General features: G+C 69.4%; 25 protein-coding genes. 21 read left to right on the forward strand and 4 right to left on the reverse strand.

Annotation, left to right across the window (positions count from 1 at the left end):
* The first annotated feature begins 112 nt into the window (after nt 1-112).
* The 9 genes from map to truA all read left to right on the forward strand — a co-directional run bounded on the left by map (nt 113) and on the right by truA (nt 6,001).
* The gene (gene map, locus QOM21_RS20295; RefSeq protein WP_407551994.1) at nt 113-955 is read left to right on the forward strand and encodes a type I methionyl aminopeptidase; all 843 of its coding nucleotides are present in this window, start codon (nt 113-115) and stop codon (nt 953-955) included.
* A 179-nt stretch (nt 956-1,134) separates the two neighbouring features.
* Nucleotides 1,135-1,356: a translation initiation factor IF-1 gene (gene infA / locus QOM21_RS20300; protein WP_003956442.1), complete on the forward strand. Its 222-nt coding sequence runs from the start codon at nt 1,135-1,137 to the stop codon at nt 1,354-1,356.
* Between the two features lie 60 nt (nt 1,357-1,416).
* Entirely contained in the window at nt 1,417-1,530 is a 114-nt protein-coding gene (gene rpmJ / locus QOM21_RS20305; RefSeq protein ID WP_003956441.1) for a 50S ribosomal protein L36, read from the forward strand.
* Nucleotides 1,531-1,729: 199 nt separating this feature from the next.
* Nucleotides 1,730-2,110 carry a 30S ribosomal protein S13 gene (gene rpsM, locus QOM21_RS20310; RefSeq protein ID WP_006604894.1) on the forward strand — a complete coding sequence of 127 codons (381 nt, stop codon included), beginning with the start codon at nt 1,730-1,732 and terminating at the stop codon, nt 2,108-2,110.
* Between the two features lie 101 nt (nt 2,111-2,211).
* Nucleotides 2,212-2,616 (forward strand): 30S ribosomal protein S11, encoded by a 405-nt coding sequence (gene rpsK, locus QOM21_RS20315; RefSeq protein ID WP_004571845.1) that lies wholly within the window; start codon nt 2,212-2,214, stop codon nt 2,614-2,616.
* A 26-nt stretch (nt 2,617-2,642) separates the two neighbouring features.
* Nucleotides 2,643-3,269 (forward strand): 30S ribosomal protein S4, encoded by a 627-nt coding sequence (gene rpsD, locus QOM21_RS20320; protein WP_393892692.1) that lies wholly within the window; start codon nt 2,643-2,645, stop codon nt 3,267-3,269.
* 109 nt (nt 3,270-3,378) lie between these two features.
* The gene (locus QOM21_RS20325; RefSeq protein WP_003956430.1) at nt 3,379-4,401 is read left to right on the forward strand and encodes a DNA-directed RNA polymerase subunit alpha; all 1,023 of its coding nucleotides are present in this window, start codon (nt 3,379-3,381) and stop codon (nt 4,399-4,401) included.
* Between the two features lie 127 nt (nt 4,402-4,528).
* Nucleotides 4,529-5,020 (forward strand): 50S ribosomal protein L17, encoded by a 492-nt coding sequence (gene rplQ, locus QOM21_RS20330; RefSeq protein ID WP_398553608.1) that lies wholly within the window; start codon nt 4,529-4,531, stop codon nt 5,018-5,020.
* A gap of 105 nt (nt 5,021-5,125) precedes the next feature.
* Entirely contained in the window at nt 5,126-6,001 is an 876-nt protein-coding gene (gene truA, locus QOM21_RS20335) for a tRNA pseudouridine(38-40) synthase TruA (RefSeq protein WP_407551999.1), read from the forward strand.
* An 89-nt stretch (nt 6,002-6,090) separates the two neighbouring features.
* Here truA and QOM21_RS20340 read toward each other — a convergent pair whose 3' ends face one another.
* A complete protein-coding gene (locus QOM21_RS20340) occupies nt 6,091-6,957 on the reverse strand; it encodes a hypothetical protein (RefSeq protein ID WP_407552001.1) in 867 nt (288 codons plus the stop codon).
* A gap of 56 nt (nt 6,958-7,013) precedes the next feature.
* Between QOM21_RS20340 and QOM21_RS20345 the strand changes: the two genes are divergently transcribed.
* The 8 genes from QOM21_RS20345 to QOM21_RS20380 all read left to right on the forward strand — a co-directional run bounded on the left by QOM21_RS20345 (nt 7,014) and on the right by QOM21_RS20380 (nt 15,590).
* Nucleotides 7,014-8,642 (forward strand): ABC-F family ATP-binding cassette domain-containing protein, encoded by a 1,629-nt coding sequence (locus QOM21_RS20345; RefSeq protein WP_407552003.1) that lies wholly within the window; start codon nt 7,014-7,016, stop codon nt 8,640-8,642.
* Between the two features lie 24 nt (nt 8,643-8,666).
* The gene (locus QOM21_RS20350) at nt 8,667-9,938 is read left to right on the forward strand and encodes a glycosyltransferase family 87 protein (protein ID WP_407552005.1); all 1,272 of its coding nucleotides are present in this window, start codon (nt 8,667-8,669) and stop codon (nt 9,936-9,938) included.
* Nucleotides 9,939-10,178: 240 nt separating this feature from the next.
* Nucleotides 10,179-10,622 (forward strand): 50S ribosomal protein L13, encoded by a 444-nt coding sequence (gene rplM / locus QOM21_RS20355; RefSeq protein WP_393892686.1) that lies wholly within the window; start codon nt 10,179-10,181, stop codon nt 10,620-10,622.
* A 41-nt stretch (nt 10,623-10,663) separates the two neighbouring features.
* Nucleotides 10,664-11,182: a 30S ribosomal protein S9 gene (gene rpsI, locus QOM21_RS20360; protein ID WP_393892685.1), complete on the forward strand. Its 519-nt coding sequence runs from the start codon at nt 10,664-10,666 to the stop codon at nt 11,180-11,182.
* 141 nt (nt 11,183-11,323) lie between these two features.
* Nucleotides 11,324-12,730, forward strand: a complete 1,407-nt coding sequence (glmM, locus tag QOM21_RS20365; protein WP_407552007.1) for a phosphoglucosamine mutase — start codon at nt 11,324-11,326, stop codon at nt 12,728-12,730.
* A gap of 731 nt (nt 12,731-13,461) precedes the next feature.
* Nucleotides 13,462-13,800 (forward strand): hypothetical protein, encoded by a 339-nt coding sequence (locus tag QOM21_RS20370; RefSeq protein WP_407552009.1) that lies wholly within the window; start codon nt 13,462-13,464, stop codon nt 13,798-13,800.
* 14 nt (nt 13,801-13,814) lie between these two features.
* Nucleotides 13,815-15,059 (forward strand): putative T7SS-secreted protein, encoded by a 1,245-nt coding sequence (locus tag QOM21_RS20375; RefSeq protein ID WP_407552011.1) that lies wholly within the window; start codon nt 13,815-13,817, stop codon nt 15,057-15,059.
* Between the two features lie 39 nt (nt 15,060-15,098).
* The gene (locus tag QOM21_RS20380) at nt 15,099-15,590 is read left to right on the forward strand and encodes a hypothetical protein (RefSeq protein WP_407552013.1); all 492 of its coding nucleotides are present in this window, start codon (nt 15,099-15,101) and stop codon (nt 15,588-15,590) included.
* A 91-nt stretch (nt 15,591-15,681) separates the two neighbouring features.
* Here QOM21_RS20380 and QOM21_RS20385 read toward each other — a convergent pair whose 3' ends face one another.
* The 3 genes from QOM21_RS20385 to coaA all read right to left on the reverse strand — a co-directional run bounded on the left by QOM21_RS20385 (nt 15,682) and on the right by coaA (nt 18,536).
* Nucleotides 15,682-16,395 carry a hypothetical protein gene (locus tag QOM21_RS20385; protein ID WP_407552014.1) on the reverse strand — a complete coding sequence of 238 codons (714 nt, stop codon included), beginning with the start codon at nt 16,393-16,395 and terminating at the stop codon, nt 15,682-15,684.
* 145 nt (nt 16,396-16,540) lie between these two features.
* The gene (locus QOM21_RS20390; RefSeq protein ID WP_407552016.1) at nt 16,541-17,491 is read right to left on the reverse strand and encodes a DUF389 domain-containing protein; all 951 of its coding nucleotides are present in this window, start codon (nt 17,489-17,491) and stop codon (nt 16,541-16,543) included.
* A 55-nt stretch (nt 17,492-17,546) separates the two neighbouring features.
* A complete protein-coding gene (coaA, locus tag QOM21_RS20395) occupies nt 17,547-18,536 on the reverse strand; it encodes a type I pantothenate kinase (RefSeq protein ID WP_407552018.1) in 990 nt (329 codons plus the stop codon).
* Between the two features lie 234 nt (nt 18,537-18,770).
* On the opposite strand from coaA, the gene QOM21_RS20400 reads away from it, so the two are divergent.
* From QOM21_RS20400 to QOM21_RS20415, 4 genes are all read left to right on the forward strand, one after another.
* Complete coding sequence (locus QOM21_RS20400; protein WP_407552020.1) at nt 18,771-19,073, forward strand: hypothetical protein; 303 nt, start codon at nt 18,771-18,773, stop codon at nt 19,071-19,073.
* A gap of 83 nt (nt 19,074-19,156) precedes the next feature.
* On the forward strand, nt 19,157-21,004 hold the full coding sequence (gene glmS / locus QOM21_RS20405) for a glutamine--fructose-6-phosphate transaminase (isomerizing) (RefSeq protein ID WP_407552021.1): 1,848 nt from the start codon (nt 19,157-19,159) through the stop codon (nt 21,002-21,004).
* Between the two features lie 4 nt (nt 21,005-21,008).
* Nucleotides 21,009-21,377, forward strand: a complete 369-nt coding sequence (locus tag QOM21_RS20410; protein ID WP_398553623.1) for a holo-ACP synthase — start codon at nt 21,009-21,011, stop codon at nt 21,375-21,377.
* Nucleotides 21,378-21,491: 114 nt separating this feature from the next.
* Nucleotides 21,492-22,916 carry an NAD(P)H-hydrate dehydratase gene (locus QOM21_RS20415; RefSeq protein WP_407552023.1) on the forward strand — a complete coding sequence of 475 codons (1,425 nt, stop codon included), beginning with the start codon at nt 21,492-21,494 and terminating at the stop codon, nt 22,914-22,916.
* Nucleotides 22,917-22,927: the final 11 nt, after the last annotated feature.

Raw genomic sequence — 22,927 nt, forward strand, 5'->3', positions numbered from 1 at the left:
AAGGGCGTCGCGGCCGTATCGTATGGAGGGGGCGGGCGCGCCCGCGCGGTGCCGGTCGGCACGCGTGAAACGCAGTTGTCGTAATCGTCGGTTCAGGAAGGCGTCAGGCGCCATGGTGGAGATCAAGACCCCGGAGCAGATCGCGAAGATGCGTGAGGCGGGGCTGGTGGTCGCCGCCATTCACGCGGCGACGCGGGAGGTCGCGGTGCCCGGCGCCTCGACCAAGGACCTGGACGACGCGGCCCGCAAGGTGCTCGCCGATCACGGCGCGAAGTCGAACTTCCTCGGCTACGGCGGCTTCCCCGCCACGATCTGCACGTCGGTGAACGACGTGGTGGTCCACGGCATCCCCGACGCGGAGACGGTGCTGAAGGACGGCGACGTCATCTCCATCGACTGCGGCGCGATCATCGACGGCTGGCACGGCGACGCCGCGTACACCGCGTTCGTGGGATCCGGTCACTCGGCGGAGCTGGTCGAGCTCAGCCGGGTGACCGAGGAGTCGATGTGGGCCGGTATCGCCGCCGTTGCCAAGGGCAACCGGCTGGTGGACATCTCCAAGGCGATCGAGGGCTACATCCGGCGCCAGCCGCGGCCGGCCGGCGGTAAGTACGGCATCGTCGAGGACTACGGCGGCCACGGCATCGGCTCCCAGATGCACATGGACCCGCATCTGCTGAACTACGTCGACCGCAAGCGCGGCCGCGGCCCGAAGCTGGTGCCCGGTTTCTGCATCGCGATCGAGCCGATGGTCAATCTCGGCACCGCCAAGACGCACGTCCTCGACGACGACTGGACGGTCAAGACGAACGACGGCAGCTGGTCCTCGCACTGGGAGCACTCGGTCGCGCTGACCGAGGACGGCCCGCTGGTGCTGACCGCCGTGGACGGCGGCAAGGCGAAGCTCGCGGAGCTCGGAATCACCGTCGCTCCGGACCCCGCAGCCAAGGCATAAGGGGCCCGAGCGGGCCCGCTGCGCTTAAGGATCACGGCTGGTGGGCAATAATCGTGGATTCGTCTTTTCGAGAGCGCTGACGTAGACTGACGCGTCGGCTCTCGTGCATCCGTGTGTCTGCTTCTCGAAGCGGCCCCCGCAGGAGAGTCGATCAAGGTAGCCGATTCGAAAGGCGAAGCGTGGCCAAGAAGCAAGGTGCCATCGAGATCGAGGGCACCGTGATCGAGTCTCTGCCGAACGCAATGTTCAAGGTAGAACTCCAGAACGGTCACAAGGTCCTCGCGCACATCAGCGGCAAGATGCGGATGCACTACATCCGTATTCTTCCTGATGACCGGGTTGTGGTGGAGCTTTCTCCCTACGACCTCACGCGTGGCCGGATCGTCTACCGCTACAAGTAGATCTTGTCGGCGCCCCGCTCCCGTGGGGTGACGGCACTGACCCGGAGAACCTCACATCCCATGAAGGTCAAGCCGAGCGTCAAGAAGATCTGCGACAAGTGCAAGGTGATCCGCCGTCACGGCCGGGTCATGGTCATCTGCGACAACCTGCGCCACAAGCAGCGCCAGGGCTGACGCACGCCGACCAACCTGCATTTCGCAGTACTTCGCGCGACGCAACACATACGTACATACGCAGTCACCCGACCCCCGCATTCCTTGCGTGGGGACGACACCCCCGGCTCGGAGGCCGGGGACCCGGCTCGTAATTCTTCAGAGTCTTACGGGAACGGTGCTGCGGAAGACCTCCGAATAGCCATCAGGAGCCACATCAATGGCACGCCTCGCAGGCGTTGATCTCCCGCGCGAAAAGCGCGTGGAGGTCGCCCTCACCTACGTCTTCGGTATCGGGCGCACGCTGTCGCAGCAGACCCTCGCCGCCACCGGCGTGAACCCGGACACCCGGGTCCGCGACCTGGCCGAGGAAGACCTGGTCAAGATCCGCGAGTACGTGGACAACAACCTCAAGACCGAGGGTGACCTCCGTCGCGAGATTCAGGCCGACATCCGCCGCAAGGTCGAGATCGGCTGCTACCAGGGTCTGCGTCACCGTCGCGGTCTGCCCGTGCACGGTCAGCGCACCAGCACGAACGCCCGTACCCGCAAGGGTCCGCGTCGCGCGATCGCCGGCAAGAAGAAGCCGGGCAAGAAGTAGTCCTCACCGGACGCACTGCGGTGTTCCGGGGGTCACCTCCGAACCACCGCAGGCCATCGCGGTCCGAGTAGTAGGACCGACCACCTCCACGGGAGTAATGAATGCCTCCGAAGGGCCGTACGGCCGGCGCCAAGAAGGTGCGCCGCAAGGAGAAGAAGAACGTCGCCCACGGGCACGCTCACATCAAGAGCACGTTCAACAACACCATCGTTTCGATCACGGACCCCACGGGCAACGTGATTTCCTGGGCCTCTGCCGGCCACGTCGGCTTCAAGGGCTCGCGCAAGTCCACCCCCTTCGCCGCGCAGATGGCCGCCGAGTCGGCCGCCCGCCGCGCGCAGGAGCACGGCATGCGCAAGGTTGACGTCTTCGTCAAGGGTCCCGGCTCCGGCCGTGAGACCGCGATCCGCTCCCTCCAGGCCACCGGCCTCGAGGTGGGTTCGATCCAGGACGTCACCCCCACTCCGCACAACGGATGCCGGCCGCCCAAGCGTCGCCGCGTCTGACCCGCTGAAGTAGGAGACAAAATAATATGGCGCGTTACACCGGGGCCGACTGCAAGCGTTGCCGTCGGGAGAAGCAGAAGCTGTTCCTCAAGGGCAGCAAGTGTGAGAGCGCAAAGTGCCCGATCGAGATTCGTCCTTACCCCCCGGGTGAGCACGGACGCGGGCGCACCAAGGACAGCGAGTACCTGCTCCAGCTTCGTGAGAAGCAGAAGTGCAGCCGTATCTACGGTGTCCTTGAGAAGCAGTTCGTGAACTACTACAAGGAAGCGAACCAGAAGACCGGCAAGACCGGTGAGAACCTTCTGCGCATCCTTGAGACTCGTCTCGACAACGTGGTCTACCGGGCCGGCTTCGCCAAGTCCCGCGACCACGCGCGTCAGCTGGTCCGTCACGGACACATCAACGTGAACGGCCGCAAGACCGACATTCCGTCGGCTCGTGTGGCGGCGAACGACATCATCGAGGTCCGCGAGGGCTCTCGGAACCTGACCCCGTTCGCGGTGGCGCAGGCCGAGGCCGGCGACCGGACGGTTCCGGCCTGGCTGGAAGCGATCCCGTCGAACCTCCGGGTTCTCGTGCACAGCATGCCCGAGCGCCAGGTGATCGACACCCAGGTGCAGGAGCAGCTGATCGTTGAGCTCTACTCCAAGTAGTAGCGCAATGGTCCGGGCGGTACGGAGCCATTGGCGCCGTACCGCCCGTACCCTTTGAAGTACAGCGGACGTCAAATAGCGGGCGTCCACGACTGAAGGATCGAACACCATGCTGATTGCTCAGCGTCCCTCGTTGACCGAAGAGGTCGTCGACGAATACCGCTCCCGGTTCGTGATCGAGCCGCTGGAGCCGGGCTTCGGCTACACCCTCGGTAACTCCCTGCGTCGTACGCTCCTCTCCTCGATCCCGGGTGCGGCGGTCACGTCCATCCGCATCGACGGTGTCCTGCACGAGTTCACCACCGTGCCGGGCGTCAAGGAGGACGTCACCGACCTCATCCTCAACATCAAGCAGCTGGTCGTCTCCTCGGAGCACGACGAGCCGGTCGTGATGTACCTGCGCAAGCAGGGTCCCGGCCTGGTCACCGCTGCTGACATCGCGCCCCCGGCCGGTGTCGAGGTGCACAACCCGGACCTGGTCCTCGCCACGCTCAACGGCAAGGGCAAGCTGGAGATGGAGCTGACCGTCGAGCGCGGTCGCGGCTACGTCTCCGCCGTCCAGAACAAGCAGGTGGGCCAGGAGATCGGCCGTATCCCGGTCGACTCCATCTACTCGCCGGTGCTCAAGGTCACGTACAAGGTCGAGGCGACCCGTGTCGAGCAGCGCACCGACTTCGACAAGCTGATCGTCGACGTCGAGACCAAGCAGGCCATGCGTCCGCGTGACGCCATGGCGTCGGCCGGTAAGACCCTGGTCGAGCTGTTCGGTCTGGCGCGCGAGCTCAACATCGACGCCGAGGGCATCGACATGGGCCCCTCGCCCACGGATGCCGCCCTGGCCGCCGATCTGGCGCTGCCGATCGAGGAGCTGGAGCTCACGGTCCGCTCGTACAACTGCCTCAAGCGTGAGGGCATCCACTCGGTGGGCGAGCTCGTCGCCCGCTCCGAGGCGGACCTGCTCGACATCCGCAACTTCGGTGCGAAGTCGATCGACGAGGTCAAGGCGAAGCTGGCCGGCATGGGCCTGGCGCTCAAGGACAGCCCGCCCGGATTCGACCCGACCGCCGCCGCCGACGCCTTCGGCGCCGACGACGACGCGGACGCCGGTTTCGTGGAGACCGAGCAGTACTGAGCCTGTCCGGCGAAGGTCCGGGGTCTTCCCCGGGCCTTCGCCGTGTGAATCTTCCGCGGGGCGGCCGCCTCGTGGGAACTGACACCGGTACCTGATACGGCCGGTGCAGCAATGAAGGAGAAACACCATGCCGAAGCCCGCCAAGGGTGCCCGTCTGGGCGGCAGCGCCGCGCACGAGCGTCTGATGCTGCGGAACCTGGCCACCGCTCTCTTCGAGCACGGTCGCATCACCACGACCGAGGCCAAGGCCCGTCGTCTGCGCCCGTACGCCGAGCGTCTGGTGACCAAGGCGAAGAAGGGTGACCTTCACAACCGCCGTCAGGTCATGCAGCTGATCTCCGACAAGAGCGTCGTCCACACGCTCTTCACCGAGGTCGGTCCGCGGTTCGAGAACCGCCCGGGTGGCTACACCCGTATCACCAAGATCGGTAACCGTCGTGGCGACAACGCTCCCATGGCTGTCATCGAGCTGGTGGAGGCGCTGACCGTGGCCCAGCAGGCCACCGGTGAGGCCGAGGCCGCCACCAAGCGTGCGGTCAAGGAAGACGCGCTGAAGAAGGACGAGGCCGTCGAGGCCAAGGCCGACGAGGCGCCGGCCGAGGAGTCCAAGGACGCCTGAGGCTGTCTGTGTGCGCGGACGGGTCCGTTCCCTCTGGGGAGCGGGCCCGTTCCGTATGTCCGGGGGCAGGTCTGTCGAGGGTGTGGGTTTTGAGAGGATCGCGGCGTGAGCGATGAGGTGGAGCCCGGGTACGTACGGGTGCGGCTGGATCTTTCCTATGACGGGAAGGACTTCTCGGGCTGGGCGAAGCAGCGCGAGCGGCGCACCGTGCAGGGCGAGGTGGAGAGCGCGCTGCGGACGGTGACGCGGTCGGACGAGACGTACGAGCTCACGGTCGCCGGACGGACCGATGCGGGGGTGCACGCGCGCGGGCAGGTGGCGCACGTGGATCTGCCGGAGCCGGTGTGGGCCGAGCACGGCGACCGCCTGCTGCGCCGGCTGGCCGGGCGGCTGCCCAAGGACGTCCGGGTGTGGCGTGCCGTGGAGGCGCCGTACGGCTTCAACGCGCGGTTCTCGGCGATCTGGCGCCGCTATGCCTACCGGGTGACCGATCACCCGGGCGGTGTGGACCCGCTGCTGCGCGGCCACGTGCTGTGGCACGACTGGGAGCTGGACGTCGACGCGATGAACGCGGCGTCGCAGGCGCTGCTGGGGGAGCACGACTTCGCGGCGTACTGCAAGCGCCGGGAGGGCGCGACGACGATCCGGACGCTGCAGACGCTGAGCTGGGAGCGCGGCGCGGACGGGATCGTCACGGCGACGGTGCGGGCCGACGCGTTCTGCCACAACATGGTGCGGTCGCTGGTCGGCGCGCTGCTGTTCGTCGGGGACGGGCACCGGCCGGTGGAGTGGGCGGGCAAGGTGCTGGCCGCGGGGGTGCGGGACTCGGCGGTGCATGTGGTGCGGCCGCACGGGCTGACGCTGGAGGAGGTCGGCTATCCGGCCGACGAGCTGCTGATGGCCCGCAATCTGGAGGCGCGCAACAAGCGGACCCTGCCCAGTGCGGCGGGGAGCGCCCCGGGGGCGGGCGGCTGCTGCTGAGGCGGGCGGGGGCGCCGCGCCCGCGGGTGCCACCGGGAGGGTGGCGCCCGCGTGGGGGGGGCGGCTCGGGCGGCGGCGCCCGGCCCGGTTCAGGACTGCTTCTGGGCCCGTTCCTGGGCTTCCTTCGCCTGCTCCCGGGCGGCCTGGGTCGCCTGGTCCTTGCCGCGCTGGGTGATCTGGTTGAAGGCGTACCCGGCGGCGTCCCCGCCGATCCGGCGGGCCTGGGCCTCCGAGCCCGTCACGGGCTTGCCGTTGGTGAAGCCGGCGATCGTGAAGTAGGCGTAGCGACCGGTGGCGTTGGTGTTCATCAGGCATTTCGTGCCCTGGCAGAACGACGCGGGGATGCCGTCACCGGCGAGCGGGGCGAGGTTGGGCTTGCTCTGGTTCTTGACCCGCTCCGCCTTCGCCGGGGAGTCGAAGACCGCGATGCCGACGGTGACAGCCATGCCGCCCTTGGAGTAGGTGGCACGCAGCAGCTGTGAGCAGCCGTTGTGGGACAGCAGGGAGCCGAGGGCGCCCTGGGCGGCGGCTGTGCAGTCCTTGGTGGAGGAGGTCTTCGCGCGCGCGTAGGTGTTCTCGCCCACGATCATCTTCTTCTGCGGGAAGAGAGTGGCGGGAGTGAGAGGGGCCTTGTCCTTCGCCGGGTCGGAGATGTAGTCGCGAGGGTTCGGCGGGGGCGGGACGGAGACATCCGGGAAGGACGGTTTGTCGTCCGGTTCCTCGGTCAGGCCGGACGCCGAGGGCGGCGCCGACGCGCTGCCGCCCTTCGGGTCGCTTCCGCTGGTCATGACCGCGGCGGCCACGATGCCGGCCACCGCGACCGTCGCGAGCGCGCCACCGCCGATGTACATCCAGCGCTTGCGGCGGGCGCGTGCTTCGCTCTCTTCGGCGAGTGCGTCCCAGTCCGGGGTCGTGCCCCCGGGGCCGTCGAACGGCCCCCCTTGCCCAAAGCTCATGCCGCGCATCCTAAACCGATTGGTGGAATGCGCGACGGGCCGTGAGAATCCAGCCCATGGGACATCTTGAAGCCGGGCATCTGGAGTACTACCTGCCGGACGGGAGGGTCCTGCTGGGGGATGTGTCCTTCCGGGTGGGGGAGGGCGCCTCGGTGGCGTTGGTGGGGGCCAACGGCGCGGGGAAGACGACGCTGCTGCGGCTGATCGCGGGGGAGCTGCGGCCGCACGGCGGGGCGGTGACGGTCAGCGGCGGCCTGGGGGTGATGCCGCAGTTCGTCGGGTCGGTGCGGGACGAGCGGACGGTGCGCGATCTGCTGGTGTCCGTAGCGCAGCCGCGGATCCGGGAGGCGGCCGCGGCGGTGGACGCCGCCGAGCTGGCGATCATGACCTCGGACGACGAGGACGCGCAGATGGCATACGCGCAGGCGCTCAGCGACTGGGCCGAGGCCCGTGGCTACGAGGCGGAGACGGTCTGGGACATCTGCACCACGGCCGCGCTGGGCATGCCGTACGAGAAGGCGCAGTGGCGGCAGGTCCGGACGCTGTCCGGGGGCGAGCAGAAGCGGCTGGTGCTGGAGTCGCTGCTGCGGGGCACCGACGAGGTGCTGCTGCTGGACGAGCCGGACAACTATCTGGACGTGCCGGGCAAGCGGTGGCTGGAGGAGCAGCTGCGCGAGACCCGTAAGACGGTGCTGTTCGTCTCGCACGACCGGGAGCTGCTGGCCCGTTCCGCGGAGAAGATCGTCAGTGTCGAGCCGGGGCCCGCGGGCTCCGACGTGTGGGTGCACGGCGGCGGCTTCGCGACCTACCACGCGGCGCGCAAGGAGCGCTTCGCGCGCTTCGAGGAGCTGCGGCGGCGGTGGGACGAGAAGCACGCCCAGCTCAAGAAGCTGGTGCTGTCCCTACGGCAGGCGGCCTCGGTCAGCCACGAGCTGGCCTCGCGCTATGCGGCGGCCCAGACCCGGCTGCGGAAGTTCGAGGAGGCCGGCCCGCCGCCGGAGCCGCCGCGCGAGCAGGACATCACGATGCGGCTGCACGGCGGCCGTACCGGCGTCCGGGCGATCACCTGCGAGGGGCTGGAGCTGACCGGCCTGATGAAGCCCTTCGACCTGGAGATCTTCTACGGCGAGCGGGTCGCGGTCCTGGGGTCGAACGGCTCGGGCAAGTCGCACTTCCTGCGGCTGCTGGCCGGCGACCAGGAGAATCCCGTGGCGCACTCCGGGAAGTGGAAGCTGGGCGCCCGCGTCGTCCCGGGGCACTTCGCGCAGACACACGCGCATCCGGAGCTGATGGGCCGCGCGCTGCTGGACATCCTCTGGACCGAGCACGCCAAGAACAAGGGCCAGGCGATGTCGGCGCTGCGCCGCTACGAGCTGGAGAAGCAGGCGGAGCAGCGCTTCGAGAAGCTCTCGGGCGGCCAGCAGGCGCGCTTCCAGATCCTGCTGCTGGAGCTGTCCGGTACGACGGCGCTGCTGCTGGACGAGCCGACCGACAACCTGGACCTGGAGTCGGCGGAGGCGTTGCAGGAGGGGCTGGAGGCGTACGACGGGACGGTGGTGGCGGTGACGCACGACCGGTGGTTCGCGCGCTCCTTCGACCGGTTCCTGGTCTTCGGGCAGGACGGGCTGGTGCGGGAGACCCCGGAGCCGGTGTGGGACGAGCGCCGTGTCGAGCGGAAGCGCTGAGCGGGCGGCTCATAGCCTGACCGCATGACTGCGGACGAAGCGGGCATTTCTGGCGGCAAGGGAATCGCGGAACTGGCCACGGAGGGCGCGGCGGGGCAGGTCGCGGGAGGCGGTCAGCCGCCGGTCGGCTGGCTGCTCGCCCCGGCTTCGTGGGTGCTGCGTGCGGTGGCGCTCGGCCTGCTGGCCGTGCTGGGTGCGCAGATGTACCGCACCAGCCCGAACGTCGGGATGGACAACGACTTCGTGGTGCGGGCCGCCCGGACGTTTCTGGACGGCGGCGCGCCGTACACCGACAGGCGGTTCCTGTACCTGCCCAGCGCGGTGCTGGCGGCGGTGCCCGAGGCGCTGCTCTCCCGGGGGCAGCTGCGGATGCTGGTCATCGGGGTGGGGCAGGCGGCGGTGCTCGCGGGGTGGTGGGCGTCGCTGCGGATCTTCAAGGTGGCGGCGGGCAGCCGGCTCGCGGCGCTCGGCGTCGTCGGGCTGGTGTTCTTCGAGCCGTTTCGCAATGTGGTGAACATCGGGAACTGGACGCTGGCGTCCGTGGTCGCGCTGCCCTTCGCGCTGCTGTGTGTCCAGCGCGCGCGGTGGGGGGCGGCCGGGCTGGTGGTCGGGCTCGCGCTGGCGGTCAAGCCGATGCTGGTGCCGCTGTTGCTGCTGTTCGTCTTCGGGCGGCGGTGGCGGGCGCTGGCGGTGGCGCTCGTGGTGCCGGTGGCGGCGTCGGTGCTCGCGGCGCTGATGATGCCGCGGCCGGGGATGTTCTTCACGCGGACGCTGCCGTTCCTGCTCCACGGGCAGGACGCCTTCGCCCGGCCCTTCGACGCTTCTCTCGGCATGATCCTGACGCGGTTCGACGTGCCCGGGGCGCTCGCGTACGGGGCGGCCGCGGTGGTGGCCGCGGCGGGCGTGGGCTGCGCCTGGCTGCGGTGGCGGCGGGGGGAGCACGGGCCGCGGCGGCCGGTGGAGACCGCGGCCATGCTGATGCTGGCGGCGTTCCTGGTCTCCCGGCCGTCCTTCGACCACTACCTGCTGGTGGTGCTGCTCCCGCTGCTGGCGTCGGTGGCGGTGGCCGGCTCGGTGCCGCGTACGGTGTGGTTCTGGGTGGCGCTGGTGCCGCAGGTCTCCGGCTTCGCCTGGCCGTATCTGGAGGCGATCCAGCGGCGGGCCTTCCGGGACGCGGCGACGCTGTGGCTGCTCGCCGCGGTGACCGCCCGGGCCTGTGCGCGGCGGCGGGTGGTGCGGACGGTGACCCTGGCGGAGACGGGTCAAGATCGTACGCCGGTTCGGGACGCGTTTTGACCCGTACGGGGTCGGGTCGGTATTCTGCGAGTTCGTTATGCGTATTGGCTTGCTCTATCTCACGTGAGGGGGCCTTACGCCGGTCCACCGGGCCGATTCCCAGAGGCGGACGATCGGGTTGCGTCACCCGTAGTGCCGCCAATGCTGGTGTGATCGACCGTGGTGACCAGTACAGGACCCTTCCCCGAGGTCTTCGGACCGACGGGAGACCCCACCTCTGAAGAAGCGAAGGCTACGACCGTGCGTACGTTCAGCCCCAAGCCCGGCGATGTTCAGCGCCAGTGGCACATCATTGACGCGCAGGACGTTGTCCTGGGCCGTCTGGCCACCCAGGCCGCGTCCCTCCTGAGGGGCAAGCACAAGCCGGTGTACGCGCCGCACGTTGACACCGGTGACTTCGTCATCATCGTCAACGCCGACAAGGTGCACCTCTCCGGCAACAAGCGGAGCCAGAAGATGGCCTACCGCCACTCCGGCTTCCCGGGTGGTCTGCGCTCCGTCCGCTACGACGAGCTGCTCGAGAAGAACCCCGAGAAGGCCGTCGAGAAGGCCATCAAGGGCATGCTTCCCAAGAACACCCTCGGCCGCCAGATGCTCTCGAAGCTGAAGGTCTACGCGGGCGCCGAGCACCCGCACGCTGCTCAGCAGCCGGTCCCGTTCGAGATCACCCAGGTCGCGCAGTAAGTCCGGCCACCCCCTAAGACGAAAAGAATCTGAGGAGCATCGTGGCCGAGACCACTCCCGAGACCCCCGTCGTCGAGAACGAAGACGTGGCCGTCGAGGAATACACCACCGAGACCGAGGTCGTGGAGTCGGAGTACACCTCCGAGTCCCTCGCCTCCCGCTTCGGCGACCCCCAGCCGGCTGCCGGCCTGGGCCGTCGCAAGAACGCCATCGCCCGCGTCCGGATCGTTCCGGGCACCGGTCAGTGGAAGATCAACGGTCGCACCCTTGAGGGCTACTTCCCCAACAAGGTGCACCAGCAGGAAGTCAACGAGCCCTTCAAGGTGCTCGAGCTCGACAACCGCTACGACGTCGTCGCCCGCATCTCCGGCGGCGGCATCTCCGGCCAGGCCGGTGCGCTGCGTCTGGGCGTCGCCCGTGCGCTGAACGAGGCGGACGTGGACAACAACCGCGCCCCGCTGAAGAAGGCCGGCTTCCTCAAGCGCGACGACCGTGCGGTCGAGCGCAAGAAGGCCGGCCTCAAGAAGGCCCGCAAGGCGCCGCAGTACAGCAAGCGCTAACCGCGCTCGCTGCAGCTTGCAGCTCTTGGCGAACGCCCCGGTGGCACACTCCGTGCAGCCGGGGCGTTCGGCTTTCCACGACCAGGGGCGTATACCTGGACTTCAGTCTCTGGTCCAAGCTCATCTACTCGGAGGACACCAGTGGGACGACTCTTCGGCACGGACGGTGTGCGCGGTGTCGCCAATGCCGATCTGACAGCGGAGCTCGCGCTCGGCCTGTCGGTCGCTGCGGCGCATGTACTCGCCGAGGAGGCACCAGGGCGCAGCCCAGTAGGCCAAGGGGGACGGGCGAGCGACGGATCGGCGCTCGAAAGGCACCGGCCGGTGGCCGTCGTCGGGCGCGATCCACGCGCGTCCGGGGAGTTCCTGGAGGCCGCGGTCGTCGCGGGCCTGGCCAGCGCCGGTGTCGACGTCCTGCGGGTGGGTGTGCTCCCGACCCCGGCGGTCGCGTATCTGACCGGCGCGCTCGGCGCCGACCTCGGCGTGATGCTCTCCGCAAGCCACAACCCGATGCCCGACAACGGCATCAAGTTCTTCGCCCGCGGCGGCCACAAGCTCGCCGACGAGCTGGAGGACCGCATCGAGGAGACCTACCGCGGCCACAGCACGGGTGAGCCGTGGGACCGGCCGACCGGCGACGGCGTGGGCCGGGTCACCGTCTACGACGAGGGCTTCGACAACTACGTCGCGCACCTCGTCGGGGTCCTGCCCAACCGCCTGGACGGGCTGAAGATCGTCATCGACGGTGCGCACGGCGCGGCCTCCCGCGTCTCGCCCGAGGCATTCGCCCGGGCCGGTGCCGACGTCATCACCATCGGCACCGACCCCGACGGCCTGAACATCAACGACGGCTGCGGCTCGACCCATCTGCAGCTGCTGCGCGAGGCCGTCGTCGAGCACGGCGCCGACCTGGGTGTCGCGCACGACGGCGACGCCGACCGCTGCCTGGCCGTCGACCAGGACGGCAACGAGATCGACGGCGACCAGATCCTGGCCGTCCTCGCCCTCGGCATGCGCGAGTCCGGCGCGCTGCGCAAGAACACCGTCGTCGCCACGGTCATGTCCAACCTGGGCTTCAAGCTGGCCATGGAGCGCGAGGGCATCGAGTTCCTCCGGACGGCGGTCGGCGACCGCTACGTCCTGGAGGAGATGAAGGCGGGCGGCTACGCGCTGGGCGGCGAGCAGTCCGGTCACGTCATCGTGCTCGACCACGCCACGACCGGCGACGGCACCCTGACAGGTCTGATGCTGGCGGCCCGGGTCGCCGCGACCGGCCGGTCCCTGGCCGAGCTGGCGGGCGTCATGGAGCGGCTGCCGCAGATCCTCATCAACGTCCCCGACGTCGACAAGTCGCGGGTGACCACCTCGGCCGCGCTGACCGCCGCGGTCACCGACGCGGAGCGGGAGCTGGGTGCGACCGGCCGGGTGCTGCTGCGCTCCTCCGGCACCGAGCCGCTGGTCCGGGTCATGGTCGAGGCCGCCGACATCGAGCAGGCACGGTCGGTCGCCGAGCGGCTCGCGGATGTCGTGAAGTCGGCGCTGGGATAGCGCCTCCTGGAACGCCCGCAGCGGGCCCGCTCCCCTCGTCCGGGGGGAGCGGGCCCGCTGTCGTATGCGGGGGGGGGGCGGGGATCGGGGGTCGGGGGAGAACCGGGCGGGCTGCGCCTTGAGGGGCTGTCAGGGGGCATCACCAACTACGCGTCCACCCACGCCACATGATGCGTGGGGCACCGTATTCGGGTGCGGGATGGTGGGCGGATGCAGTGGAAGCGATGGCGGATCTCCACACCGGGGCCCTGCCCGCGCGATGTGACGCCGCCTCGGTTCCTGGAGGCGGAGAAACCGCGGTCACTGCTCTGCTCGGGATCCTTTACCTGGTTGCCCCTCATTGAATCCGTATCGTCCCGCGATTTCCGATATCGATGAGCGTGAGCGCACCGTCGGAAGATTCGGTGAGGGAAATATGGAGACTGCCAGAGACTTCGGGGGAGGTACGGGGAAAACGTTCTGCGTACTCGTGAAGAGGGAGTTTCCCGAACTCGGCGATTTCCACGCCCACTTGAGGCCAATCGGCAGCCGCCCGCTTTGTAGCGTGGCGTCGAACGGACAATTCACCGATACGGCGACCTGCGCAACCAGCCGGATTTATGGGGTGAGTTGCGGACGGAGGGTCCGAAGTGACCCAGTGATCTGACGGGCCCACAGATAGTGATAGATTCGCCAGAACGACAGTGTCAACTCGCCTGTCATTTGCGCATGTTCACGGGGGTGGTTCGAGGGTGTCCGTCAGTCGCGAGGATTTCAAAGCCGATCCGGAAGAGATCAGGGCCGGCGCTTCGGCTGTACTGAAGTCTCTTAACCCGGCCAAGGGCGCAGATTTTGGAGCGCTGAATGATGACTTTGACGGGTCCGATCAGGGCGACAAGATTCTCGCCGATAAGTTTGAGGCTTTTTGCGAGACGTGGGAAGTGGCTTATCTCGTTCTCGGTGACCGCGCAGGCGACATGTCGGACAAGCTGAAAAGCCAAGCGGACACCTATGAGCAAAACGAATCCCATATCGACGAGAACATCAAGTACATAAATCAGCGTCAGCATGAGAACGGTTCGGGGCTGTAACAGCGGGGGCGGGCATGACGGAAGAGCTGGGCGAAACAAAAGACCCCAAGGGGCTCATCCCTGGCAACGCAGGGGACGTCGAGGGCGTTGCGCAGGCGTTGAAGAAACAATCCGGAAAATTCGAGACCGTCGCACGGGAGCTGGGTGCCGTACGAATATCCGGCTGGAACGGTCAAGCCGGCGACCGGTTCTACGAAAAACTTTCCGGTGAGAAGAAGAATTGGCTCTACGCTTCCGATGCGCTGTCCGACGCGGCCGCGGCCGTCAGTGGGTACGCCTCGGCGTTGAGCGCGGCGCAGGGGCAGGCGCGCGAGGCGATCGAGCTGTGGGACGGCGGCGATGAAAGCCAGGCCCAGCAGATTCTGAAGACCGCGCGACAGCATGTGCGGGACGAAGCCGAGTCGGCGGCGGGGAAGCTCAAGGACGCGTCCGGTGGTGCTTCCGACGCGCCGTCCTGGCTGCAAAGGGCGGGCAAGACCGCCGAACAGCAAAAGGAATCGGGAAAGGCCAGTGCCAGCCTCAGGGAACTCTACGAATCCAGCCCGCTGACCGACAGGCCGAACAGCAGGAAGAAGTACTACGGCGCGGCGGGCCCTGAGGACCCCAATGCCAAGAAGCCCCGGGCCACTGAGGTCAAGCTGTGGGAGCGGAAGGCGGAGGTGAGTGCTTGGGAGAAGGAGGCCGAAGGCGAGTCACAGTTCGGAGACGACGGGAAGGTGTCCGGAAAGGCCGGCCTCAAACTTCTCGGCGCGGAAGGCACAGTGGGTGCGTCGGTCACGGACGGCAGAGCCCAGATCGCAGCCGGCGGTAAGGCGTACCTGGCGCAGGCATCCGCGGAGGGCGGCGTCGAGTACGGCCCCGCCGCGATCAAGGCGGATGCCACGGGGTTCGTCGGGGCTGAAGCGGCGACGAACGCATCCGTGGGTAAGGACGGTGTGCACGCGGGTGCCGAGGCTTTCGCGGGCGCCAAGGCAACTGCGAGTGCCCACGCGGATGTGGCCGGTGTCGGGGCCGGTGCCACCGCTGAAGGGTGGGCCGGAGTCGGAGCCGCTGCTCATGCGGACGCCGGCATGAAGGACGGAAAGTTCGTCATCGGCGCCGATGTGGGCGTCGGACTCGGCCTCGGGGGCAAGGTCGGCTTCCAGGCCGAAATCGACCCACAGAAGTTCGTGGACACGGTCGGCGACGTAGGGGACGCGGTAGGTGACGGCCTCGACGCAGTGGGTGACGGGTTGGAGTCCATCAACCCCTTCGGATGACACTGGCCTCGGATTTCGCACGATAGGAGTTGATCCACGATGGCGACCACGCTGCCGGTAAAGATCGAATTTTCGCTGCCGGAGGGCTGGCAGTCTGCACCCCCCGATGAGGTGGGTGCTCCCGGAGCGGCCTTCATCGCACTCCACCTCGAGTCACGGGACACGTTCACCGCGAATATCACGATCGCCGGTAAAATCCGGGATGAAGCCGACCTGGTGACATTCGCGCACGAGTCGGTCGAGCGGCTGCGCGAGGGGGCGGCCGTGAGCGTCGTCAAGCAGGCTCAAGGGGGCTCCCCGGAGGTTCCTGCGTTGACCCAGACGCTGCGACTCTCCACCACATTGCGCGGGTTTCCCGTGGAGCTGGTCCAGAGCCAGGTCTATCTGGTCATGCACGATGCGCACAATCCGACCGAACACGCGGTGATCGAGCTGGCATTGACGGCCAAGCAGTCCCAGCTGGATCAGGTCGCGGACGACTTCGAGGAGTTTGTCCGGTCCATTCGCCCGGCGGGCCCTGACGCGGTGTAAGTCCGGTGCGTCTCGGCCCTCATGGGTGAGCCCCTCGCGATCCGAATCAGCGAGGGGCTCACACGTGGGCACATGTCCTTCGGGCTGCGTGTTACGCCTGCGCCGGCTGGTGGTCCAGGACGTCGCACAGATAGTTCAGCTTCTGCTCGATCTGTTCCGCCCGGAGTCGCCCCCGATGCCAGGTGATCAGATCGTTTCCCTGGAACCGGAGCGGCTCTTCCTTTGCGCGGGGGTCGGACATGAGGAACTGCGCCAAAGAGCCGGTCAGGACATTGCGTGCGAACTCTTCGTCGTTGGCGATCACTCGAAATGCCTCGTCGAATTCGGGGACGCCCAGCTCCATCACCTTGCCGCCGCCGAACAGGGCGCCCACGCGCGCGTTCCACTTGTCCAGCGCCCGCGGCCGTTTAATGACCATCCGAGGTACGGGCGTCGCCGACGCCACGGTGAACACCGTGGAGCGCTGCACCGTGTTCGGGCCGTCCACGTCCGTTCCGCGCGAGTTGTACTCGAAGCAGCAGATGGCGCGACCCCGGAACTCACCGACGATTTGGTCTGCTATGGGGATATTGGTGCCCTGTCCTGGTAGCGGCTCCCCGCCGCAGTAGCGGTCTCCGCCGCCGGGAACCCAAGCGGTGTGGCTCCAGCCCCGGCTCGCCACCAACTGGAGCAGCTCGTCCCGTTGTTCGGTGCTTTGGCCATCCCTTTTCTTCACGTACCGCGAGGCCCAGATGTAACCCCCGAATATGGCGGCCATGAACAGGACCATGCCGATAAGAATGAGTACTTCCCATGCCTCGTTCATGCGGCACGAGTATGTCGGACGGTCCGACGAACGGACGTGTCGGGGCGGCCGGTGGGGTGGGTCGACCCCGTTTGCCCCGCTCCGCAGATGACCTCTTAGGACGTGCCGTCACCTGGGTCTCGGCGGCCCCGTTCGTCCCGTCGGGTCACTTGGCCGCGGCCGTGCCGCCGCGGCGGCGTCGCTGTCCGGACCACAGGGCCTTCTGGGCCAGCAGGGTGGCCACTCCGGCCAGCACGATTCCCACGAGGTTGAGCAGCAGCTGCTCCGATGAGCCGCGGGCCTGGGCGAACTGACCGTAGCTGAGGGCGACCGCGGCGTTGGCGGCGGCCGGGACGGTGGTCACCGAGATGGCCACGCCGACCAGGGCGCCGGACTTGGAGGAGGTCAGCGAGAGCACACCGGCGATACCAGCGAGGACGGCGACGACGAACGAGAACCAGTCGGGCCGGTAGATGAAGTTGGTGTTGGGCCGGGTCGCCTTCAGGGCCTCGGACTCGAAGAGCCCCACCGCGTCCATGAAGAAGGCGAACCCGACCGTCACCACCATCGCCACCGCGAAGCCGACGACCAGCGCCACCAGGGAGCGCCAGGCCAGCCGCGGGGCACGCTGCACCAGCGCCGTGCAGATGCCGGCCACCGGGCCGAACTCCGGGCCGACGGCCATCGCGCCGACGATCAGGATCGCGTTGTCCAGCACCACGCCGCAGGCCGCGATCATCGTGGCGAGCGTCAGGAACGCCAGGTAGGTGACGGAGAGGGTGGACTCCTCGTGGGTGGCGTCGGTGAGCGACTCCCACAGGACGGCGTCGGCGCCCTCGCCCGGTGCGTCGTCCTCCGCGCGGTCGGCGCGCCGGGAGAGCGACAGGTCGATGTTCTCGACCGCGATCGAACCGGCCCGGTCCAGGCCCAGCTTGCGCAGCCGGTCCAGCAGCTCGTCGCCGGCCTCCCGGGCGACGTCGCACATCACCACGTCGCCCTGCGGATCACGGGCGGCGCCGGTCAGGACGACCAGGTGGGCGGTGCCGACAGTGCTCTCCAGCAGCCGCACCACCTCGTCCGTAAGGTCCGTCGGGACGATCAGACGCAGATGCAGCACGGGACAGGCTCCCAGGGGTCGTGGGTGGGGACGGGGCTCCGGGCGGCGCCCGCGGTCAGAGCTTGCGCAGGGACAGCCGCTGCACCTTGTGGTCGGGTCCCTTGCGCAGTACGAGGTTCGCGCGGCCGCGGGTGGGAGCGACATTCTGCTGGAGGTTGGGCTTGTTGACGGTGCGCCACATCATCCGGGCGTAGTCCAGCGCCTCGTCCTCGGAGACCTGGGTGTACTTGCGGAAGTACGAGAACGGGTTCTGGAACGCGGTCTCGCGGAGCTTGCGGAAGCGGCCGAGATACCACTTCTCGATGTCCTCGGTGCGGGCGTCGACGTAGACGGAGAAGTCGAAGAAGTCGGCCAGTCCCAGGCGGGTGCGGCCGTCCTTGCCGGGCAGCGCGGGCTGCAGGACGTTCAGGCCCTCCACGATGAGGATGTCCGGGCGGCGTACGGTCAGCCGCTCGCCGGGCACGATGTCGTAGATCAGGTGGGAGTAGACCGGGGCGCCGACCTCGGCCTTGCCGGACTTCACATCGGCGACGAAGCGGGTCAGTGCCCGCCGGTCGTAGGACTCGGGAAACCCTTTGCGGGACATCAGGCCGCGCCGGTGCAGTTCGGCGTTGGGGAAGAGGAACCCGTCGGTGGTGACCAGCTCGACCCGCGGGTGCTCCGGCCATCGTGCGAGCAGCGCCTGGAGGAGCCGGGCGGTGGTGGACTTGCCGACCGCCACACTGCCCGCGACCCCGATGACGAACGGGGTGCCGGGCTGGGAGCCGTGGCCGCCGCCGGCGTCGCCGAGGAAGGTGTTCAGCGCCCCGCGCAGGTTGCTGCTGGCGCCGACGTAGAGGTTGAGCAGGCGGGACAGCGGCAGATAGACGTCGCGTACCTCGTCGAGGTCGATGACATCGCCCAGACCACGCAGCCGTTCGACCTCCTCGGCGGTCAGTGGCAGGGGGGTCTTCTCGCGCAGGGCGCTCCACTGCTCACGGGTCAGATCGACGTACGGCGAGCTGTCGGCGCGGCGGCGCTGCTGCGGATCGGTCGTCAGGGGCACGCGCCCATTGTGCGCAGCCGCGGCGCACGCTTCATCCCGGGGTGGCTCCCCGGGGGCCGGGGGTGTGGAGACACGCCGCAAGGGGCGGCTTGTGCGTGTCGCGGCCGGGTTGTGGATGTGGGGGTGTGGTTGGGGTGTCTCGACCGGCATGTCTGTACCGGGCAGGTATTCGCCGGTACGGTCTGCGGCGGGACACGGCGCCGATCGCGCGCCGGTGCGAAAGAGGGGGTGGGCGTGCGAGCGCGCCTTTTAGGTCTGCTGCGTCTGCGGGCCAGTGAGGAGAGCCGGAACCGGGGGCGGACGGGCGTGCCGGACGGGTACGCGGACCGGGTGCACGCCGAGCTGGCCGAGGAGCTGCCGGACGAGGACCTGGGTGAGGATCTCGCCGACTTTCTGGACAGCTACGAGCGGGGCAGCAGGCCGGGTCCGGACGAGGAGGAGTTCCTGGCGACGGTGCGCGACGCGCTGGAGCGGATAGAGCGCGGGCGTGGGCGGCCGGGGATCGGGCCGGGGAGCTGCCCCGAGGGCCTGACCTGATCGGTGGGCCGCACGTCGGCGCCCGGTGAGGGGCGTGGCACGTGGTGCGGCGCGCTCCCGGGCCCCCGTCGTAGGGTGCCTTCATGTGCGGAATCGTGGGTTACGTGGGCGGGCAGTCCGCTCTTGACGTCGTTCTCGCCGGGTTGAAGCGGCTGGAGTACCGCGGCTACGACTCGGCGGGGGTCGCCGTGCTGGCCGACGGCGGGCTGGCGGCGGCCAAGAAGGCGGGCAAACTCTCCAACCTGGAGAAGGAACTGTCGGCGCGTCCGCTGCCGGCCGGGTCGACGGGTATCGGCCATACCCGGTGGGCCACGCACGGCGGGCCGACCGACGCCAACGCGCACCCGCATCTGGACAACGCCGGCCGGGTGTCCGTCGTGCACAACGGCATCATCGAGAACTTCGCCGGGCTGCGCGCCGAACTCACCGACCGTGGACACGAGTTGGCGTCCGATACGGACACCGAGGTCGTCGCGCACCTGCTCGCCGAGTGCTACTCCTCCTGCGGGGACCTGCCGGAGGCCATGCGGCAGGTGTGCCGACGTCTGGAGGGCGCGTTCACGCTGGTCGCGGTGCACGCCGACGCGCCGGACCTGGTCGTCGGGGCGCGCCGCAACTCGCCGCTGGTGGTGGGGATCGGTGAGGACGAGGCGTTCCTGGCCTCGGATGTGGCGGCGTTCATCGCGCACACCAGGGAAGCCGTCGAGCTGGGGCAGGACCAGGTCGTGGAGCTGCGCCGGGACGGGGTGACGGTCACCGACTTCGACGGCGCGCCGGCGGAGGTCCGTGCGTACCACGTCGACTGGGACGCGTCGGCCGCCGAGAAGGACGGCTACGACTACTTCATGCTCAAGGAGATCGCCGAGCAGCCGAAGGCCGTCGCCGACACGCTGCTGGGCCGGATCGACGCCTCGGGTGTGCTCTCCCTCGACGAGGTGCGGATCCCGCCGGAGGTGCTGCGGGAGGTCGACAAGGTCGTGATCGTGGCGTGCGGGACGGCGTACCACGCGGGCATGATCGCCAAGTACGCGATCGAGCACTGGACGCGGATCCCGTGCGAGACGGAACTGGCCAGCGAGTTCCGCTACCGCGACCCGATCCTGGACCGGCACACGCTGGTGATCGCCATCAGCCAGTCCGGCGAGACCATGGACACCCTGATGGCGCTGCGGCACGCCCGTGAGCAGGGCGCGAAGGTGCTGGCCATCTGCAACACCAACGGCTCGACCATCCCGCGGGAGTCGGACGCCGTGCTCTACACGCACGCCGGGCCGGAGGTCGCCGTCGCCTCCACCAAGGCGTTCCTGACGCAGCTGGTGGCCTGCTATCTCGTCGCGCTGTACCTCGCCCAGGTGCGGGGCACCAAGTGGGGCGACGAGATCCGGGCGGTGGTGCGCGAGCTGGCGGCCATCGGCACCCAGGTGACGCAGGTGCTGGCCACGATGGAGCCGGTGCGGGAGCTGGCGCGTGGGCTCGCCGACAAGAAGACCGTGCTGTTCCTCGGGCGGCATGTCGGCTACCCGGTGGCGCTGGAGGGCGCGCTGAAGCTGAAGGAACTCGCGTACATGCACGCGGAGGGCTTCGCGGCCGGTGAGCTCAAGCACGGGCCGATCGCCCTGATCGAGGAGGACCTGCCGGTGGTCGTGGTGGTGCCGTCGCCGCGCGGACGCTCGGTGCTGCACGACAAGATCGTCTCGAATATCCAGGAGATCCGGGCCCGCGGGGCGCGCACCATCGTCATCGCCGAGGAGGGCGACGAGGCCGTCGTGCCGTACGCCGACCACCTGGTGCGGATCCCGCAGACGCCGGTGCTGCTCCAGCCGCTGGTGTCGGCGGTGCCGCTGCAGGTCTTCGCCTGCGAGCTGGCCACCGCCCGCGGCAACGAGGTCGACCAGCCGCGCAACCTCGCCAAGTCCGTGACGGTGGAGTGAGCGCGTGATCATCGGAGTGGGGATCGACGTCGCGGAGATCGAACGCTTCGCCGCGGCGCTGGAGCGGACGCCCGAGCTGGCACAGCGGCTGTTCATCGAGGAGGAACTGCTGCTGGAGAGCGGCGAGCGCCGGGGGGTGGCCTCGTTGGCGGCGCGCTTCGCCGCCAAGGAAGCCGTCGCCAAGGCGCTCGGTGCGCCCGGCGGGCTGCACTGGACCGACGCCGAGGTGTACGTCGAGGACAGCGGGCAGCCGCGGCTGCGGGTCCGCGGCACGGTCGCGGCGCGGGCGGCGGAGCTGGGCGTACGGTCCTGGCATGTGTCGCTCAGCCACGATGCCGGGGTCGCCTCCGCCGTGGTGATCGCCGAAGGCTAGCGGGCCGACCCCCCTTCCTCACCCGGCCCGGGGCGGCCCGTCGACACGTCCGGGGCCGCAGTGGCCCTCGCGTGTGGCGGGGGCCGTGCGGCGCCGGGGTGTGAGACTGGCCGCATGAGGACTGCCTACAGCGTGGAGACCGTGCGGGCCGCCGAGCGGGAGCTGATGGCCCGGCTGCCGGAGGGGACCTTGATGGGGCGGGCCGCGGCCGGACTGGCCGTCGCCTGCGGGGAGTTGCTGGGGCGGGTGTACGGCACCCGGGTGACGCTGCTGGTCGGCAGCGGTGACAACGGCGGCGACGCGCTGTACGCGGGCGCCCGGCTGGCGCGCCGCGGCGCGGGCGTCGTCGCGGTGCTGCTGTCCCCCGAGCGGACGCACCCGGGCGGACTCGCCGCGCTGCGGGCCGCCGGCGGGCGGGTGTCGGCCGATGCGCCGCGGGACATCGCCTGGGCCGATCTGGTCGTGGACGGCATCGTGGGCATCGGCGGTCGTGGCGGGCTGCGCCCGCAGGCGGCCGAACTCCTCGGCGCGGTAAGGGAGTCGGCCCTGGTGGTCGCGGTCGATCTGCCGAGCGGGGTGGACGCGGACACCGGCGAGGTGGCGGGGGACGCCGTACGGGCCGACGCGACGGTGACGTTCGGGGCGTACAAGCCCGGGCTGCTGATCGATCCGGCGCGGGGGCGGGCCGGTGCGCTGCGGCTCGTCGACATCGGTCTGACGCTGCCCGAGGACGCCGAGGCGGAGGCGCTGCAGCACGCGGACGTGGCGGATCTGCTGCCGCGCCCGGCGGCCGAGAGCGACAAGTACCGGCGTGGCGTGGTGGGCGTGGTGGCCGGATCGGCGCGCTACCCGGGCGCCGCGGTGCTGGCGGTCGCGGGTGCGCTGCGCGGCGGCGCGGGGGCCGTGCGGTACGTCGGCCCGGCCGCCGACGCGGTGCTCGCGAAGTTCCCCGAGACCCTGGTGCACGCCGGGCCGCCGCACAGGGCGGGCCGGGTGCAGTCCTGGGTCATCGGCCCCGGCCTGGGGGACGAGTCGGACGCGCTGGAGGACGTGCTGGCGGCGGAGGTGCCGGTGCTCGTGGACGCCGACGGGCTGCGCTTCCTGACGCCGCAGCGGGTCCGCGACCGGGCCGCGGCCACGCTGCTCACCCCGCACGCCGGCGAGGCCGCGGCGCTGCTCGGCAGCGGCCGGGAGGAGGTCGAGGTGGCCCGCCTGCACGCCGTGCGGGAGCTGGCCGGGCGATTCGGCGCCACGGTGCTGCTCAAGGGCTCGACGACGCTGGTCGCGGATGCCACCGGGCCCGTACGGGTCAACTCCACAGGGACCGGCTGGCTGGCGACGGCCGGCAGCGGCGATGTGCTCTCCGGGCTGACGGGATCGCTGCTCGCCGCCGGGCTGCCGGCCCGCGACGCGGCATCGGTGGGCGCGTATCTGCACGGCCTCGCGGCCCGCCGCGCGGCAGGCCCGCGGGGCGCCCCGATCGTGGCCACGGAGGTCGCCGACCAACTCGGCGCCGCCTGGCGGGACGTCCTGGACTGACGGCGGCCGGA

This window comes from Streptomyces sp. Pv4-95 (genome assembly GCF_045782725.1).
Taxonomy (GTDB): Bacteria; Actinomycetota; Actinomycetes; order Streptomycetales; family Streptomycetaceae; genus Streptomyces.